A 15,245-nucleotide genomic window follows, 5' to 3' on the forward strand; every position below is an offset into this window, starting at 1 on the left:
GACTCGGTCTGCGTACTCCGCAATGGCCAAGTCCAGAGGGGCGGGCACAAACGCCTGCCCCAGCGCACACCCTTTGGTGTGGGTTCACTCCGAAGTCCGAACATTAGAAAGACTACATCCATGAACAAGAGAAACTTCCTCGTTACCGGCGCATCTTTGGCAGCTGTTGCCTTGTTGAGCACGGCTTGCAGCACCACCGGCGGTGCCTCGGGTGACCCGGCCGCCCAGCGCGCTGCGATCGACTCGGCGGTTGAGAGTTCTTTGGCCCGTCTGTTCCAGGAAAATTCCAACGCCAAGGAATTGGTGGCTTCCGCCAAGGGCGTGCTGGTGTTCCCTAATTTCGTGTCGGCAGGCTTTATCGTCGGCGGCGCCAGCGGCACGGGCGCGCTGCGCAAGGGCGGCAAGAGCACCGCTCACTTCCGCATGACCGAGGCCTCGGTAGGCTTGCTGGCCGGCGCGCAGTCGCAAGGCGTGTTCATCTTGTTCATGACGCAAGAAGCCCTGAATAGCTTTGAAGCCAGCAGGGGCTGGACGGCCGGCGTCGATGGTTCCATCACCTTCGTCAATGTGGGCGCGGGCGTCAATGTCTCGACCCAAACGGCGCAGCAGCCCATCATTGGTTTCGCGCTGACCAATGGCGGCTTGATGGGCAATCTGAGCCTGAACGGCAGCAAGATTTCGCCCCTGACTTTCAATTAATTGCCGGCGCAAATCTGGCAAAGGCTCGGTAACTCGGCGCGCTCGCGCCCCTGTCGCTCTTGCTACCCTTGATGGCATGAATGCCGACATTGGTGAGCGCAACCGAGCCTGTTGATATTGTTTACCTCTGGGTAGACGGTAGCGACCCCGCTTGGCGACGCAAACGTCGCCGGGCGGCAGCGCGCCTGTGTGCGGGGCACCGCGACGCCATGGCTGTTTATGGCAATGTCGAAGGGCGCTTTCGTGACAACGATGAGCTGCGCTACAGCTTGCGCGCATTAGAGCGTTACTTCCCTGCACATGGCCATGTCTATTTGGTCACCGATGGGCAGCGGCCGGCCTGGTTGATCGAGTCCGAGCGCCTGACCGTCATCGACCACAGCGCGCTGATGCCGGCCGGCGCCTTGCCGACCTTTGACTCCGGGCATATCGAGTCCTATATCCACCGGATCCCGGGGCTGTCGGAGCGTTTTCTCTATTTGAACGACGATGTCTTTTTGGGCGCGCCGCTGCGCCTGGAGGATTGGTTTTGGCCAGGCGGCATCTACACAGCCTGGTCTGACGAAGCGCCGGTCAGTGATGAGCCGATGCGGGCCGACGCGACCGCGCTGGACAATGCCTGCCGGCTCTCGCATCAATGGCTGAGTGCCAGCCCACAGCAGCCCGTGGCGAGCTATCTGCCGATCTTTCGCACCTTTGCCCATGCCCCGCGGCCGATGCTGCGCTCGGTCTTGTTTGAGCTGGAGGAGCTGGCCCCGGAGCTGTTCGGAACGGTTCGCTCGACGGTTTTCAGGGTCTGGAACAAGCCGACGATTGTGTCGGACTTCGTGATGCGCTGGTCGCTCAGCCGCGGCTGCGCCAAGCTGCGCAGTTATCGCCATCTGTTCTTGGCCACCGGCGCCGCGCACGAGGACACCGAGGCGCAGTCCGCGCTACAGGCCCTGATTGCGGCCGAGGGCGAGCTGGACTTTTTCTGCCTCAACGACACCACCGACGACGCGTCCGCCGACGACCCCCGCTTGTTGCGCGTGCGCGCCGCCTTGCAGCAGATGTTCGCGGTGCCGTCGAGCTTTGAGCGCTCGACCGGGGCAGCTGCTGCTTGAATGGGCCTGGATACCCCGCTGCCCAAGCGGTATTCTCGGTGTCTCAGATGCTCCCCTGCCGGCGTACTTCAGAGTGACCGTGGACACCCGGTCTGGAGCGCCGTCGCAGCTATCTTTCGTCGATCTTGCTTGCCTTTATATGAAGAATAGAAATAGCGTGGCTGCCTTGGCTTTAGGTGCGCTGGTCTTGCTGCTGGCGCTGGCACCGCTTGGCGCCAGCGCTGCCAGCGCTGCCAGCGGTACCAGTATCGGCGCCGCCCCTGGCGGCTCCGCAAGGCCGCCGGCGGCAAGCGTCAGCAAGCAAGAGGCCAAACGCTTGCAGCAGCTGCTTTCCGACTACTACCTCGCCAGGAGCCGGTACGAGCCGCTGGGGGCAAGTGCGAGCGGAGATCAGCGATTCGACGACCAACTCGGCCTCAGCATTGCACCGCATCTGCAGGCCAAGCAATACGCGCTGTACCGCCAATTTGCCGCGCGCCTGCAGCAGATCAAGCCGGCGCAGCTTGGGCAGGCAGACCGCATCAACTACGAAATTCTCGACTACGAACTGGCCGAGGCTCTGTCTTTCGAGCCTTTCCCGACCCATCTATTGCCTATCGATCAAGAGGACAGCGTGCCGGTGCAACTGGCCAATTACTCCAGCGGTGACGGTCCTCAAGCGCTCTCAACGCCTAAGCAATACTGGGCTTATCTGAATCGACTCAGGCAATTGACGCCCTGGATAGATCAGGCCATTGCCAATATGCGTGAGGGCATACAGACCGGCATCGTGCCGCCCAAGGCCTTGGTGGTCGCGGCTCTGCCGCAGCATCAACAGATTGTCAGCAGCACGGCCGAGGCGAGCGTTTTCTACAGCCCGATCAAGCGCCTGGAAGCAGGTGCGACGGCGGGCTTTTCGGCGGCCGAGCGGCGCCGTCTTGGCGCTGCCTACCGGCGCGAAATCGACACACATCTCAACCCGGCCTTGGCCCGTTTGGCGCAGTTTTTGCAAACCGACTATCTGCCGGCAAGCCGCAGCAGCGCCGGCTTGGGCGCGCTGCCGAATGGCGAAAAATGGTACAGGGCAGCCGTCGCAAGCGCCACCGGCAGCCTTTTGGATCCGGCGCAGATTCACGCCATCGGCCTGACCGAAGTGGCGCGCATACAGCAGCAGTTTGAGTTGCTGGGGCCGAAGCTGGGCTATAGCGGGCCGGCGGCTGATTTGCCGCAATGGGTTGCTGCGCAAGACCGCTTTCGTCCCTTCAACAGCGCGGATGAAGTCAACGACTGGTTTCGCCGGCTCGACCGCCAACTGGACGGCAAATTGCCGGCGCTGTTCAGCCTGATGCCCAAGGCTGGCCTGGAGGTTCGGCTTGAGCCCGAGTTGACCCGGGCGACGGCGTCAGACCACTACACCAGCCCCAGCGCCGACGGCCAGCGGCCCGGCGTGTTCTGGTCGGTGGTCAATGATCCTCGCCGTTATGACAGCACCCAGATGAGCAGCCTGTTTTTACATGAGGGGCGCCCCGGCCACCACTTTCAGATCGCCCTGCAGCAGGAGTTGAACTTGCCGGACTTCCGCAAGTTCGGCGGCAACAACGCTTTCATGGAGGGCTGGGCGCTTTACGCCGAAACGCTGGGTCAGGAAATGGGCTTGTATGAGGATACGGCGCAGTATTTTGGCCATCTCAATTCGGAGCTGCTGCGCGCCGCGCGCTTGGTGGTGGACACCGGCCTGCATGCGCAGGGCTGGACACGCGAGCAGGCCATCCAATACCTGCAGTCGACATTGGGCTACGACCTGGATGAGGCGACCAGCGCGATCGAGCGCTATATGGCCAGTCCGGGCCAGGCGCTGGGCTACAAGATCGGCGCCATGAAGATCGCGGCGCTGCGCCAGCGAGCCAGCAAGGCCTTGGGAGCCAAGTTCAGCTTGCCCGCCTTTCATGCCGCCGTGATCGGCGAGGGCTGCCTGCCGCTGCCTGTGCTTGAGGCCAAGGTCGAACGCTGGATTGAGGCTCAGAAATAGGCAGGCGAGGGCGAGGCTTGTGGCCCGCTGCCGCCCAGCGCAATTGCTCTCAGCGGGCGCCGCGTAAGCTCACCTCAGGTCGAGACAATTTGGTTGCGGCCCTTGAGTTTTGCGGCGAACAGCCGCTTGTCGGCTAGATTGATCAATTCTTTGAGGGTATTGGTTTCCTGCGGGTACATCATGGCCAAACCAATACTGACCGTCACGGTCGGCAAAACCGTCGATTTTTCATTTGGAATCTGCAACTGCCGGATTTCTGCCATGAGTCGTTCGAGGACAACCATGGCTTGCTCAATATTTGTATTGCCGAAGACATAGACAAACTCCTCGCCACCGTAGCGGGCGCAGATGTCCCCCGGGCGCTTCCCTTGGCTAGACAAGGTTTCGGCGATACGTATAAGGCAATCATCCCCAGCTTGATGCCCATAATGGTCATTGAGCAGTTTGAAGAAATCTATATCTATCATGGCCAAGCTGATGGGTACTTGCAGCCTGGCGCATCGATTCCATTCCGCCGCTAGAAACTCATTAAACCAACGTCGATTGAAAATGCCGGTCAGACCATCGAGTCGGGATAGCGCCATGACCGCTTCTTCCGCTGCTTTTCTTTTTGTGATGTTTTGGTGAGAAATGAGGAAATAGGTTTCCGACAGGTAATCAAACGGTTTTACCGTCATCATGAACCAGCGAACTTCATCGGGGCTATTGCAGGGATATTCGAAATTGAAGACGCCTTGCCCCGCTGCGATTAAATTCCTGATGCCTTTTGCGGCGGCGCTGCTGAATTCCTCACCGTAGTCTGCGGAACTGTCGCAGACAGCGAGATAGTTCACATCGGTCCAGTCCATCGTCGGACAGGAATTTTCCTGCCCGAATTGGGTCCAGGCCCTATTGACGAATCGAATCAAACCTGTGCGATCGATAACAACAATATGCTCGGACAGGCTGTTGATTGTGGTCAGCAAAAACGCGTAGCTGTTGATCATTCAGCTCGCAACATGGTTGCGTCCTGGTGTCGGTGCAGTGTCGAAGATGCTAACAGGCAGCCAAGTGCTCAGGTGAGGAACGAAATCAACGTCCGGCCGACGCGGCTCAAGACATCACACCGGGCACGCAACTTTGGCGCTGCGCGTTCGCGCTCGGTACAGCCCGCCGCCAATGGCGGTACAAAGAGCCATCACGAGCAGACCATCGGCACTCGGCGAGAACAGCCAGGCCTGCGGGCCGGACAGCGCCAAGCCGCCGGCCAGGGCGAGCTGCGCGCTGATATTCATGCTCGCGTGTAGCGCAAAGGCCGGCCAGATCGATGGCCAGCGCAGAAACAACTCGATATAGAGCCATTGCATCGCCAGCACACCGAGCAGAAGGCGCGGCGCCAGCGTCCAGAGCGACTCGCTGGAGTAGGCGGCCGTCAGCAGGTCCAGATAGGGCAGGTGCCAGGCAAACCAGATCAAGGCGCCGAGCAGCAGCACGCGCAAGTACGAGGTTCGCGCCAGCAGGCTGGGCAACAAATAGCCGCGCCAACCCGACTCTTCCAGAAAGGCAAACAAGGCGATGCCGAGCGCGCTCGGCAGCAACTGCGCCATGGCCAGCGGCTTCGGACGCAGCACCAGGCTGCCCCAGGCTAAGCCGATGGCGATCACCAGACCGACCGCCAAAACCGCAGCAAGTGCAGCCACCGCAGCGGCCCTGGCGCTGCGCTCGTGCCAAGCGAAGTAGCCCCCCTGGGCCGGACGGCGGGTCGCGGCGTCCCGCCGTCTGAACACAAAGCCCAACAGGGCCGGCGACAGTATCCACAAAAGCATGCCTGTCGTGCCGCTCGGGGCTATCACCTGCCCCTGGTCAAACACCATGCGGCCAAGCAGGCCGGCGCCAATGGCGAGGGCGCCAAACAGCAGCGGCAGCAGCGGCAGCTGCTGTTTGGCGCCCGATCTGTTCACAAGGCGCGGTGCATGAATGTCGTCAAAGTCTCGGGTGGCGGCTGCACACCGGCCTGGAACAAGATCCGGCCGACGGCACCGCGGTGATAGCCGCCATGCGTGATCAGGTGCATCAGCATCTCGGCACGCGTCATGCGACCGGCCTTGCCGTCGACGAAAGTGAAGGCCACTTCTTCGGCCAGCTCTGCGTCGCCGAGTCCGCGCACATAAGTCTCCAGCCACTGGTCGGCCGTCTGCTGGGCTTCGAACAGATCGACCAACGCCGGTGTCTCCGCTGTGTTCAGGCCGGTATAACCATGCGCCAGACCTTGCAGATTGCCGTGGAAAATCTTGTCCACCACATAGATATGGTTCAGCACGCGGGTGGCGTTATGCCGCTCTTGCGCTTGGCTGGTTTCATGCAGGCTGATGACCAGTGGAAACAGATCCTGATTGGCCCAGGTCTTGAAGGCGATCAGTTTGAGCAGCAGCGGTTTGATGGACATGAGGGTGTGTGGCTTGGCGGTTCAAAAACTCAGCAGCTCCTTCAGCTCGGCCGCATTGCGGCGCGAGACCTCCAGGCGCTTGCCGTCGATCATGGTGATCTCAAAGCCCTCGCGAATCGACTCCGCGATGCCTTTGATGGCTTGCAGATTGACCAGATGCTGCCGGCTGGCGCGGAAAAAAAGCTGCGTCGGCAGGCGTTCCTCAATCTGGTTCAATGACTTTTTAACATAGGCGCTTTTGGTCTCGCCTGCGGGCTGGGTGAAAAACACCCGCACATAGTTCTTGCAGCTCTCAATGTAGAGAATCGAAGGCAGGGCGAGCAAGTGACAATGGTCACCGTCCTTGATGAAAATCTTGCTGTTGAGGTCCAGCACCGGTTTGGGTTCGGTTTCGGCCTCGGGCCCGGTCTGAGCCAACTCCGGCTCGGCGCTCAGCTTGGCCACTGCTTGCGCCAGCCGCAGCGGGCTGATCGGTTTGAGCAGGTAGTCGACCGTGTTGAAGTCAAAGGAGCGGATCGCGTGCTCGGAGAAGGCGGTCGTGAACACGATGCGCGGCGTGTAGGCTAGCTTTTCCAGCAACTCGAAACCGCTGTCGCCGGGCATGTGGATGTCAAGGAAAAGAAGGTCGGGCCGCAGCTCTTCGATCAGGACGCGCGCGTTTTCGGCGTTATCGGCCTGCCCCAAGACCTCGATCTGTTCGGTAAAGGCACCCAACATGCGCACCAGGCCTTCGCGAGCCAGCCGCGAATCCTCGATCACCAAGGCTCTTTGTTTGGTTTTGCTCATCAGCTGAATTCCTTGGGCAGGCTGAGTTCGACCTGGAAATGGCCGGGAGTCGATTTGATGCCTAGCGCCGCACGCTCGCCGTAGAGCAAATGCAGGCGCCGCTTGAAATTGGGCAGACCCAGGCCGAGTCCTTGCCCGGCCGGTGTGGTGGCGGCATTGAGTGGCGAGTCGTTGCTGACCAGCAGCCGCAGCTTGTCGCCGACGTCGATCACTTCAACGCTGAGTGTGCCGCCTTGGGGCAAGTGGTCGAGGCCATGTTTGATCGCGTTCTCGACCAAGAGCTGCAAGACCATGGGCGGCAAGAGGCAGCTCATCAGCGCGGGCGCTGCGTTGATCCTGAAGTCCAGCCTGTCCTCCATTTGGGTGCGCATGATGGAGACATAGGCCTCGATGATGGCTAACTCCTGGTTCAAACGGGTCTTGCTTTGCTGGCTGCTCTCCAGCGAGTAGCGCAGCAGCTCGGACAAGGCCACGATCATCGCGTCGGCGCGCTCACCGTCTTCATGGATCATGAAGCGGATATTGTTCAGCGCGTTGAACAGAAAATGCGGTTTGAGCTGGTTGGTCAAACTGCTCATTTGCGCGGCTTTCAAGCTCATCTGCAGCTGAAGATTTTGCACTTCACCCTCGCGGGCGCGCTGTGCGGCGGCGGCGCTGATGTAGACAAAGGCCCAGGCGCTGATGAAGAGCTGGGCCTGCAGACCATTGCTGAGGATGTTGCGCAGCAGAAAGCTCGGGGCGTCGAAATCCGCCCGCCCGCCGTTGATCTGGGTCCAAAAGAAAGGTATCACCATGGCCGCCACTGCCGCCATCACGGCCACACCGCTCAGGCTGCTGTAGCCGATGACGACAGGGATCAGGCGCCCCATTGCTAGCCCAGCCCAGCCGCGCCGCAAATAGAGCCAGCGAAAGCCCAGCACCGCCAGCGTGTAGGGCGCCGTCCAGGCCAGGGTGTTGGCCAGATTGTTGGCGTCCAGCCGACCAAACAAGAGGATGCTGAGCAGCGTCACCGCCGCGATAAAGCCCATGGCCGCGCCGTGATAGAGCCAGAACCGCCGCTCGCGGGGGAAGAACTTCATCGCTTTTTTCGCTGCTTTGCTGGCTAGGTGAATAGAGGGGGCTGCGCGCGGATTGTCGTGCTCATTGCTCGCTCACCACAGGCGCACGCGCTCGGCGGCGGGCTTGAACATTTTGTCGCCGGCGTGGGTGCCGAAGGCTTCGTGGAAACCGTCGACATTCTGCGCCGGCCCATTGGCGCGGAATTCGTTCGGCGCATGCGGGTCAGAGCTCAGCAGCTGCAGCGTGCGCTCATCGCGGCGTTTGACACGCCAGCTTTGCGCGAAGCTCAAGAAGAAGCGCTGCTCGCCGCTGTAGCCGTCAATCACCGGCGCCGGCCGGCCGCCCAGGCTGGCTTGGTAGGCCTTGAACGCGATTTGAAGGCCGATCAGATCGGCCATATTCTCCGGCAGGGTCAGCTCGCCATTGACATGCTTGCCCGGCAGAGCCTCCAGCGCATTGAACTGCGCCACCAGCTTGGCGCCGAGCGCCTCGAAAGCCTTGCGGTCGGCCTCGGTCCACCAGGGCCGCATCACGCCGTCGCCGTCGAATTGGGCGCCCATATTGTCGAAGCCATGGCTGATTTCATGGCCGATTTGCGCGCCGATGCCGCCGTAATTGGCTGCGTCATCGGCTTGCATCTCGAACAGCGGCGCTTGCAAAATGCCGGCCGTCAGATTGATCTCATTGCCCATCGGGTCATAGAAGGCATTGACCTCCAACGGCGACATCGCCCAGGCCTTGCGGTCCATGGGCTTGCCGGCCGCCGCGGCCTTGTGCTCCCAAGCAAAGCGCTTGGCGCGCTGCTGGTTGCCGAAGGCGTCACCGGTGCGCAACTCCAAGGCGCTGTAGTCGCGCCATTGGTCCGGGTGACCGATCTTGGCCTTGTACTTGGACAGCTTGTCCAGCGCGGCTGCCTTGGTGGCGGGCTCCATCCAGCTATTGGCCGCCATCAGCTGCTGGTAGGCGGCCAGCACATTGTTGAAAATGAGCTCGACCTTCTGCTTGTGCGCAGCCGGGAAATGGCGGGCCACATATTGCTGGGCCAAGGCTTCGTTCAGCGCCTCGCTCAACTGCTCCAAGGCGCGCTTAGCCCGTGGGCGGTCGGCTTGTGCGCCCGTGACGGCCTTGCCGTGGAAAGCAAAATGCGCCGCCCTAAAGCCCTGCGGCAAGACCTGCGCGCTAGCGTCCAGGCTGCGCAGTGTGAAGTAGGCCTGCCAGTCGGCCAGCGGCAACTCGGCGAAGAGCCGGGCGGTGGCGATGGCCGTGTCCAGCTGGGTGACAGTGACCTTGTCCTCTGCTGAGATCTTGGCGGCGGCCAGAAAAGCCTGCCAGTCGAAGCCGGGGGCTTTGCCCATCAGCTCCTCGGCCGTTAGCGGGTTGTACATCTTGGCCGGGTTGCGTGCCTCGCTCAAGGGGGTGTGCGCTTGGGCCAGGCGAGTCTCCAGGCTCAGCACGCGCTGGGCCAGCTCGGCCGGCTTGGGAAGCCCGGCGAGTTCGGCCAAGCGGGTCAGATAAGTCAGATAGGCTGCCCGAGCTTTAGCGAATTGAGCATCGTCCAGCTTCAGGTAGTAGTCGCGGTCGGGCAGACCCAAGCCGCCTTGCCAGGCCATCACGCGGTTCAGGCCCGGGTTCATGAAGTCGGCAAAGCCGCCCCAAAGCCAGATCGGCGTTTCGATCTGCCCTTGGGCGCGGCCGGCCCAGGCAGCGAGTTGCTGCGGGGTCTTGATGGCGGCGATCTCGGCCAGCAGCGGTTTGATGGGTGCCAGGCCCGCCTTGTCGATGGCGGCGTTGTCCAGATAGGCGGCGTAATAGTCGCCGATCTTCTTGGCGCTGCTGGCCTTGGGCTGGGGCTTGCTGGCGAGTTCTTGCAAGATGCTGCGGATGCGCTGGTCCACCACGGCCGGCATATCGGTGCCGTGCAGCTCGGCCTTGTCGGCCGCAATCGCCTTGTCTCGCAGCCAGGTGCCGCTGCTATGGCGATAGAGATCGTCTTGCGCGCGCACGGCTTGATCGAAGCCGGGCAGGTCCAGCCCGGATTGAGCTTGGGTGGCGCCAGCCGGCGCGGCGTAGCCGGCCAGTTGAAGGAGCAAAGCGACGCTGCTGAGTTTGAGGAGTTGGCGGGCTTTCATGGGGGAGGGCTTTCGTGTTGAAGTGTCTGGTGGGCAGTCAGGGCGTATCAGCAGGCCCGGCGTCGCCAGTGTCTCGAGTAGCCGCTTGTTTTGGGGGAAAAGGTGCCGAGCGGCAATGGGCGGGGATGAGTGGCGCCTCGGTGCATCACGGCCACTGCCAGCCGCCAAATTCAGGCATAGTTGAGCAACTTGTCCAGCGTGAGACTCCAGCTCTATGCAATCTGCCCCGCTCCGTGATGACGAAGCCCAAAGTCTGGCTGCACTGCGTGCGCTGGAGGTGCTGGATACCGGCCCCGAGGCCGAATTTGATGCGCTGGTCAGGGCCGCTTCCATCGTCTGCGGTGTGCCGATCTCGCTGATCAGCTTGATCGATGTGGAGCGGCAGTGGTTCAAGGCGAATATTGGCCTGCCGGGCGTGCACGAGACGCCGCGCGATTTGGCTTTTTGTGCGCATGCGGTGTTGGGCGATGAGTTGTTCGAGGTGGCTGACGCCACGCAGGACCCTCGCTTTGCCGACAACCCATTGGTCATCAGCCAGCCGGACATCCGTTTTTATGCCGGCGCGCCGGTAAGGCTCAGTGACGGCTCGCGCATCGGCACTCTGTGTGTGATCGATCGCCAGCCAAAGCGGCTGACCGAGGCCCAGCGCCAAGTGCTGACGGAGTTGGCAGTGGCTGCGGCCCAGGCTTTGGAAGGGCGGCGAGCGCTGCGGGCGGTCAAGCAGATATCGCGTGAAATGGCAGACAGCGAAGCGCGTTTTCGCCTGCTCAGCGAGAGCGTACCTATCGGCGTGTTTGAGCTGGATGTCCAGGGGAACTTCAGTTACGGCAACAGCAAGCTGCTGGATATTTTTGGCCTGCAGCATCGCCAAGCCCTGGACTGGACGCAAATGGTTGACGCGGACGAACGCAAGGTGATTACAACAATGTGGCGCGATGCCTTGGCCCAGCAAGAGGACATGGACGCCGAATTCCGCATTCGGCGGGCCGACGGCCGTGTGCGGCAGCTGCACGCGAAAGCGAAGCTGCGACGCAATGAAGCAGGCCAGCCGCTCGCCTATGTAGGCATGGTCGAAGACATCACCGAGGCTCGACAGCAGCAAGACGCACTGCGAACAAGCCGGGCCTTTCTGGATCGGACCGGCCGCATGGCAGGCGTGGGCGGCTGGGAAATTGACTTGGCAACGAACAGCTTGTTTTGGTCGGATGAAACCTGCCGCATTCACGGCCTGGAGCCCGGTCATAGGCCCAGTCTTGAGGAGGCGCTGGACTTCTACACCCCAGAGGCCAGACCCGTTGTCCAGCAAGCGGTGCAGCACGCGTTGGCTACCGGTGAGGGTTGGGATCTTGAGCTAGAGCAGCAGTTGCGTGACGGCCGCAAGATCTGGGTTCACGCCGTCGGTTCGGTCGAGTTCGAGGATGGCCAGGCGCGACGTTTGGTGGGGGCGTTTCAAGATGTCACCGAACGCGTCAAGGAGAGGCTGGCCTTGAAAGAGGCCCATACCTTGATGCAATTGGCCACCGACAGTGGCGGTATCGGTATTTGGGACTACGACCTCGTGCAGGGCAGCCTGAAGTGGGATGCTTGGATGTACCGGCTCTACGGCCAGATGCCCAGTGATGAGCTGGGGCCTTACGATTTGTGGGCGCGGCATTTGCATCCAGACGATAAAGCTGTTGCCGAACACAACCTTCAGGACGCGATCGAAGGGCGCCGCCCCTTTGCAACGGAGTTCCGCGTTATTTGGTCGGATGGCTCGGTGCACCATATTCGCGGCACGGCGCTGATCAAGCGCGATGAGGCGGGCCGGGCTTTGCGCATGGTGGGCGTCAACTGGGACACTTCCGAGCATCACCGCATCGAGGCCGAGTTGCGCGAGGCCAAGCTGGTGGCCGAAGGCGCCAGCAAGGCCAAGAGCGAATTTCTGGCCAATATGAGTCACGAAATTCGCACGCCTATGAATGCCATCTTGGGCATGTTGACGCTGCTGCGCAAAACCAAAATGAGCGAGCGCCAGGCCGACTACGCCGCCAAGACCGAGGGCGCGGCGCGTTCCTTGCTGGGCCTGCTCAATGAGATCTTGGACTTCTCCAAGGTCGAGGCCGGCAAGATGACCTTGGACCCGCAGACTATGCGCGTCGACCATTTGCTGCGCGATTTGTCGGTAATTTTGTCGGCCAATGTGGGCGCCAAGAAGTTGGAGTTGGTGTTTGATATCGACCCGGCCTTGCCGCGCGAGTTGGTGGCCGATGCGATGCGCCTTCAGCAAGTGCTGATCAATCTGACCGGCAATTCCATCAAGTTCACCGAGCAGGGCGAGGTGGTGCTGGCCATCAAGGTCTTGCAACGCAATCAAGACTCGGTGAGCCTGCACTTCGCCGTCAGCGATACCGGCATTGGCATTGCGCCGCAAAACCAAGCGCGCATCTTCAGCGGCTTTACGCAGGCCGAGGCGTCGACCACACGGCGTTTTGGCGGCACCGGGCTGGGGCTGGCGATCAGCCAAAGACTGGTCGCGCTGATGGGCGGCGAGCTGACGCTGCAAAGCGAGGAAGGGCGCGGCAGCCGCTTTGAATTCAGCCTCACGCTGGCGCTTGCTGATACTGCGGTGGCCGCAACAGCGCTGGGCGAAAAAACCGACCCACCCGCTGCGCAAAGGCGCGCACTGATCGTCGATGACAACGCGATCGCGCGTGAGGTGCTGGCCCGGATGTGCGAGTCGCAGGGCTGGATGGTGGACCTGGCCGAGAGCGGCGAGCAGGCCATTGCTTGCCTGCAAGCCCATGCCCATACCGCTGCAGGTCCTTATCAGGCCTTGTTTGTCGACTGGCAAATGCCTGGGCTGGATGGCTGGCAAACCATCGGCCGCATCCGCGCGCAGGGGCTGGCCGGGCCGGCTCCGGTGATCGTCATGGTGACGGCGCTGGGGCGCGAGCAACTGGCGCAGCGCAGCGAAGCGGATCAGGCCATGCTGGACGGTTATCTGGTCAAACCTGTCACCGCTTCAATGCTTTTTGATGCCGTGGCCGACGCTGGCCTGCATCCAAGCCTGTTGCTGGCCAAACGCGAAGCGGCCATGCCCCATGCCGAGCAGCAAAGATTGCTCGGCGTGCGCCTGCTGCTGGTGGAAGATAACCTCAACAATCAGCAGGTCGCCAGCGAGTTGCTGCGCGGCGAGGGCGCCAGTGTGCAAATCGCCGGTGACGGTCAGCAGGCGGTCAGCGCTTTAGCGGCCGCGCCTCATGCTTTTGATGTGGTCTTGATGGATCTGCAGATGCCGGTGATGGATGGTTATGCCGCGACCCACCATCTGCGCGAAGTCTTGGGGCTGAGGGCTTTGCCCATCGTGGCGATGACCGCCAATGCAATGAGTTCGGACCGCGAGGCATGCCTGGCGGCCGGCATGAACGACCATGTGGGCAAGCCTTTTGATCTGGATGAGCTGGTGCGGGTCTTGCGCCAGCATGGTGGGCTGGCAAGTTTGGACGGGGCGCGCAGGCTGGCCCCTCAGCAGGGAGGCGAGTTGACGGCGGCATGGAGTCGGGCGGCGGCCGGCGCGGGCGTGGACCTGTCCGCCGCACTGCAGCGCATGGGCGGCAAGCCGACTGTGTATGCACGCATGTTGCGCAACTTCACGGCCGACCTGGGCGCCATGCAATCGCAGTTGCGCGAGCATCTGGCGCAGGCCGATGCCAGGTCTGCGCTGCGCCTGATCCATACGCTCAAGGGTGTGGCAGCAACCTTAGGCGCCGTCCAGTTGGCGGAGCAGGCCAGCCAGGCGGAGCGGGCCCTGACAGAGGCTCTGGCCGATCAGGGGGCCGAGGGCTCGGTCGCTGAGGCCTTGCTGCTGGCGAGCGTCGAGCGCTGCTGTGTTGCCATGGTCGCCGCCATGCCCGGCTTGACCGAGTTGCTGCGAGTGATGCAAGACGAAGCTAATGCGGCCGCGCCGCTGGCGCTTGCCGATTCAGCGGCCTTGCCCGCCTTGGGCGAGTTGCCAGTGGCAGAGCTGCAGGATTTGACCCAGGCGCTGAGCGAGCTCTTGCTGCGTCTGCAAGATTCGGATATGGACGCCTTGCAAGTGATGTCAGTCTTGCAAAGCCGTTACGGCGCTGTCTTGGGCGGGCGCCTGCAGGGCTTGGACGAGGCTCTCGGGCGGCTTGAGTTTGAGGCGGCGATCCTGCCTTGCCGCGACTTGATCAGCGAGGTGAAAGGCATCTTGCAATGAGGTTGCCTGCTTTGTTGCTGAGCTTTGCGATGCTGACTTGCGCTACCGCTCGGGCGCAAGATTCGGCGCCGGTGATACTTTGCCTGACCGAGTTTCCACCTTTCAATAGCGAACAATTGCCCAAGCAAGGTCCCTTGATCGAGTTGGCGACCGAGGCCTTCAAGCGCGCGGGTCGCCGTATCGATGCGCAGTTCATGCCCTGGGCGCGGGCGCTCAAGGAGGCCGAAGGCGGCCGCTGTGCTTTGTTTGGCATCTGGCGCAACGCGGCGCGCGATCAGGTGTTCGACTACTCCAAGCCCATCATTCAAATGGAGCTGGGTTTTTTCGGCCGGCGCGGGGTGGCGCTTGATTTCAACGATCCTAGAGTTCTGGCAGGGCTGCTGATCGGCATACAGCGCGCCACCTATTTACCGCCCTTGCTCGACAACAAGAACCTGCGCTTTGATCTCGGCAATGACCTGCTCAGCAGCATGCGCAAGCTCGTTCGCGAACGGGTCGATCTGGCCTATGGCAACCGGGCGCTGGGCCAGCATCTGCTCGCAAGCGATCCAGACTTGGGTGCGGCGGTGGAATGGAAATCTCCCGCGCTGGAGGTCAAGGATCATTTGCTGGGTTTCGCCAAAAGCTATGAAGGCGGCGGAGCCTTGTTGAAAGGCTTCAACAAGGGGCTGGACAGCATGAAGGCGGACGGCAGCTACCGCAAGATCCTCAGCGCCGGCGGGCTCGATGTTGCGCGCTGAAATGCCGCGAGAATAGGCCGCCAGAACAGGCCGCGAGAATGCCCCCCGGAAAGGCCCCGGCCTGTTTTTCG

The 15,245-nt window shown here is 61.9% G+C and carries 11 protein-coding genes; 5 read left to right on the top strand and 6 right to left on the bottom strand.

Annotation, left to right across the window (positions count from 1 at the left end; translation table 11 throughout):
• Positions 1-120 precede the first annotated feature (120 nt).
• The 3 genes from LNV08_RS13945 (at position 121) to LNV08_RS13955 (ending at position 3,810) form a co-directional block, all read left to right on the top strand.
• A complete protein-coding gene (locus LNV08_RS13945) occupies positions 121-699 on the top strand; it encodes a YSC84-related protein (protein ID WP_263534324.1) in 579 nt (192 codons plus the stop codon).
• An 80-nt stretch (positions 700-779) separates the two neighbouring features.
• Positions 780-1,802: a stealth family protein gene (locus LNV08_RS13950; RefSeq protein ID WP_263534325.1), complete on the top strand. Its 1,023-nt coding sequence runs from the start codon at positions 780-782 to the stop codon at positions 1,800-1,802.
• A 139-nt stretch (positions 1,803-1,941) separates the two neighbouring features.
• A complete protein-coding gene (locus LNV08_RS13955; RefSeq protein ID WP_263534326.1) occupies positions 1,942-3,810 on the top strand; it encodes a DUF885 domain-containing protein in 1,869 nt (622 codons plus the stop codon).
• A gap of 74 nt (positions 3,811-3,884) precedes the next feature.
• Here the strand turns inward: LNV08_RS13955 and LNV08_RS13960 are convergent, their stop codons facing one another.
• From LNV08_RS13960 to LNV08_RS13985, 6 genes are all read right to left on the bottom strand, one after another.
• Complete coding sequence (locus LNV08_RS13960; RefSeq protein WP_263534327.1) at positions 3,885-4,796, bottom strand: diguanylate cyclase; 912 nt, start codon at positions 4,794-4,796, stop codon at positions 3,885-3,887.
• 114 nt (positions 4,797-4,910) lie between these two features.
• Positions 4,911-5,750 (bottom strand): CPBP family intramembrane glutamic endopeptidase, encoded by an 840-nt coding sequence (locus tag LNV08_RS13965; protein ID WP_263534328.1) that lies wholly within the window; start codon positions 5,748-5,750, stop codon positions 4,911-4,913.
• Positions 5,747-6,235, bottom strand: coding sequence for a DinB family protein (locus tag LNV08_RS13970; RefSeq protein WP_263534329.1), 489 nt, complete (start codon positions 6,233-6,235; stop codon positions 5,747-5,749). The genes LNV08_RS13965 and LNV08_RS13970 overlap by 4 nt, the downstream gene beginning before the upstream one ends.
• 21 nt (positions 6,236-6,256) lie before the next feature.
• On the bottom strand, positions 6,257-7,021 hold the full coding sequence (locus LNV08_RS13975) for a LytR/AlgR family response regulator transcription factor (protein WP_263534330.1): 765 nt from the start codon (positions 7,019-7,021) through the stop codon (positions 6,257-6,259).
• Positions 7,021-8,100 (bottom strand): sensor histidine kinase, encoded by a 1,080-nt coding sequence (locus LNV08_RS13980; protein WP_263534331.1) that lies wholly within the window; start codon positions 8,098-8,100, stop codon positions 7,021-7,023. Before LNV08_RS13980 ends, LNV08_RS13975 begins: the two co-directional genes overlap by 1 nt.
• Before the next feature lie 72 nt (positions 8,101-8,172).
• Positions 8,173-10,209 carry a M13 family metallopeptidase gene (locus LNV08_RS13985; protein ID WP_263534332.1) on the bottom strand — a complete coding sequence of 679 codons (2,037 nt, stop codon included), beginning with the start codon at positions 10,207-10,209 and terminating at the stop codon, positions 8,173-8,175.
• A 214-nt stretch (positions 10,210-10,423) separates the two neighbouring features.
• On the opposite strand from LNV08_RS13985, the gene LNV08_RS13990 reads away from it, so the two are divergent.
• A complete protein-coding gene (locus tag LNV08_RS13990; RefSeq protein WP_263534333.1) occupies positions 10,424-14,434 on the top strand; it encodes a response regulator in 4,011 nt (1,336 codons plus the stop codon).
• The gene (locus LNV08_RS13995) at positions 14,431-15,174 is read left to right on the top strand and encodes a substrate-binding periplasmic protein (RefSeq protein ID WP_263534334.1); all 744 of its coding nucleotides are present in this window, start codon (positions 14,431-14,433) and stop codon (positions 15,172-15,174) included. Before LNV08_RS13990 ends, LNV08_RS13995 begins: the two co-directional genes overlap by 4 nt.
• The last annotated feature ends 71 nt before the right edge of the window (positions 15,175-15,245 follow it).

The sequence above is a fragment of the Paucibacter sp. TC2R-5 genome, assembly GCF_025717605.1.
In the GTDB taxonomy this organism is placed as follows: Bacteria; Pseudomonadota; Gammaproteobacteria; order Burkholderiales; family Burkholderiaceae_C; genus Paucibacter_A; species Paucibacter_A albus.

Excerpts from the sequence above, each read along its gene's own strand:
- LNV08_RS13945 (WP_263534324.1), top strand. The coding sequence starts at position 121 with ATGAACAAGAGAAACTTCCTCGTTACCGGCGCATCTTTGGCAGCTGTT.
- LNV08_RS13950 (WP_263534325.1), top strand. The coding sequence starts at position 780 with ATGCCGACATTGGTGAGCGCAACCGAGCCTGTTGATATTGTTTACCTC.
- LNV08_RS13955 (WP_263534326.1), top strand. The coding sequence starts at position 1,942 with ATGAAGAATAGAAATAGCGTGGCTGCCTTGGCTTTAGGTGCGCTGGTC.
- LNV08_RS13960 (WP_263534327.1), bottom strand. The coding sequence starts at position 4,796 with ATGATCAACAGCTACGCGTTTTTGCTGACCACAATCAACAGCCTGTCC.
- LNV08_RS13970 (WP_263534329.1), bottom strand. The coding sequence starts at position 6,235 with ATGTCCATCAAACCGCTGCTGCTCAAACTGATCGCCTTCAAGACCTGG.
- LNV08_RS13975 (WP_263534330.1), bottom strand. The coding sequence starts at position 7,021 with ATGAGCAAAACCAAACAAAGAGCCTTGGTGATCGAGGATTCGCGGCTG.
- LNV08_RS13980 (WP_263534331.1), bottom strand. The coding sequence starts at position 8,100 with ATGAAGTTCTTCCCCCGCGAGCGGCGGTTCTGGCTCTATCACGGCGCG.
- LNV08_RS13985 (WP_263534332.1), bottom strand. The coding sequence starts at position 10,209 with ATGAAAGCCCGCCAACTCCTCAAACTCAGCAGCGTCGCTTTGCTCCTT.
- LNV08_RS13990 (WP_263534333.1), top strand. The coding sequence starts at position 10,424 with ATGCAATCTGCCCCGCTCCGTGATGACGAAGCCCAAAGTCTGGCTGCA.
- LNV08_RS13995 (WP_263534334.1), top strand. The coding sequence starts at position 14,431 with ATGAGGTTGCCTGCTTTGTTGCTGAGCTTTGCGATGCTGACTTGCGCT.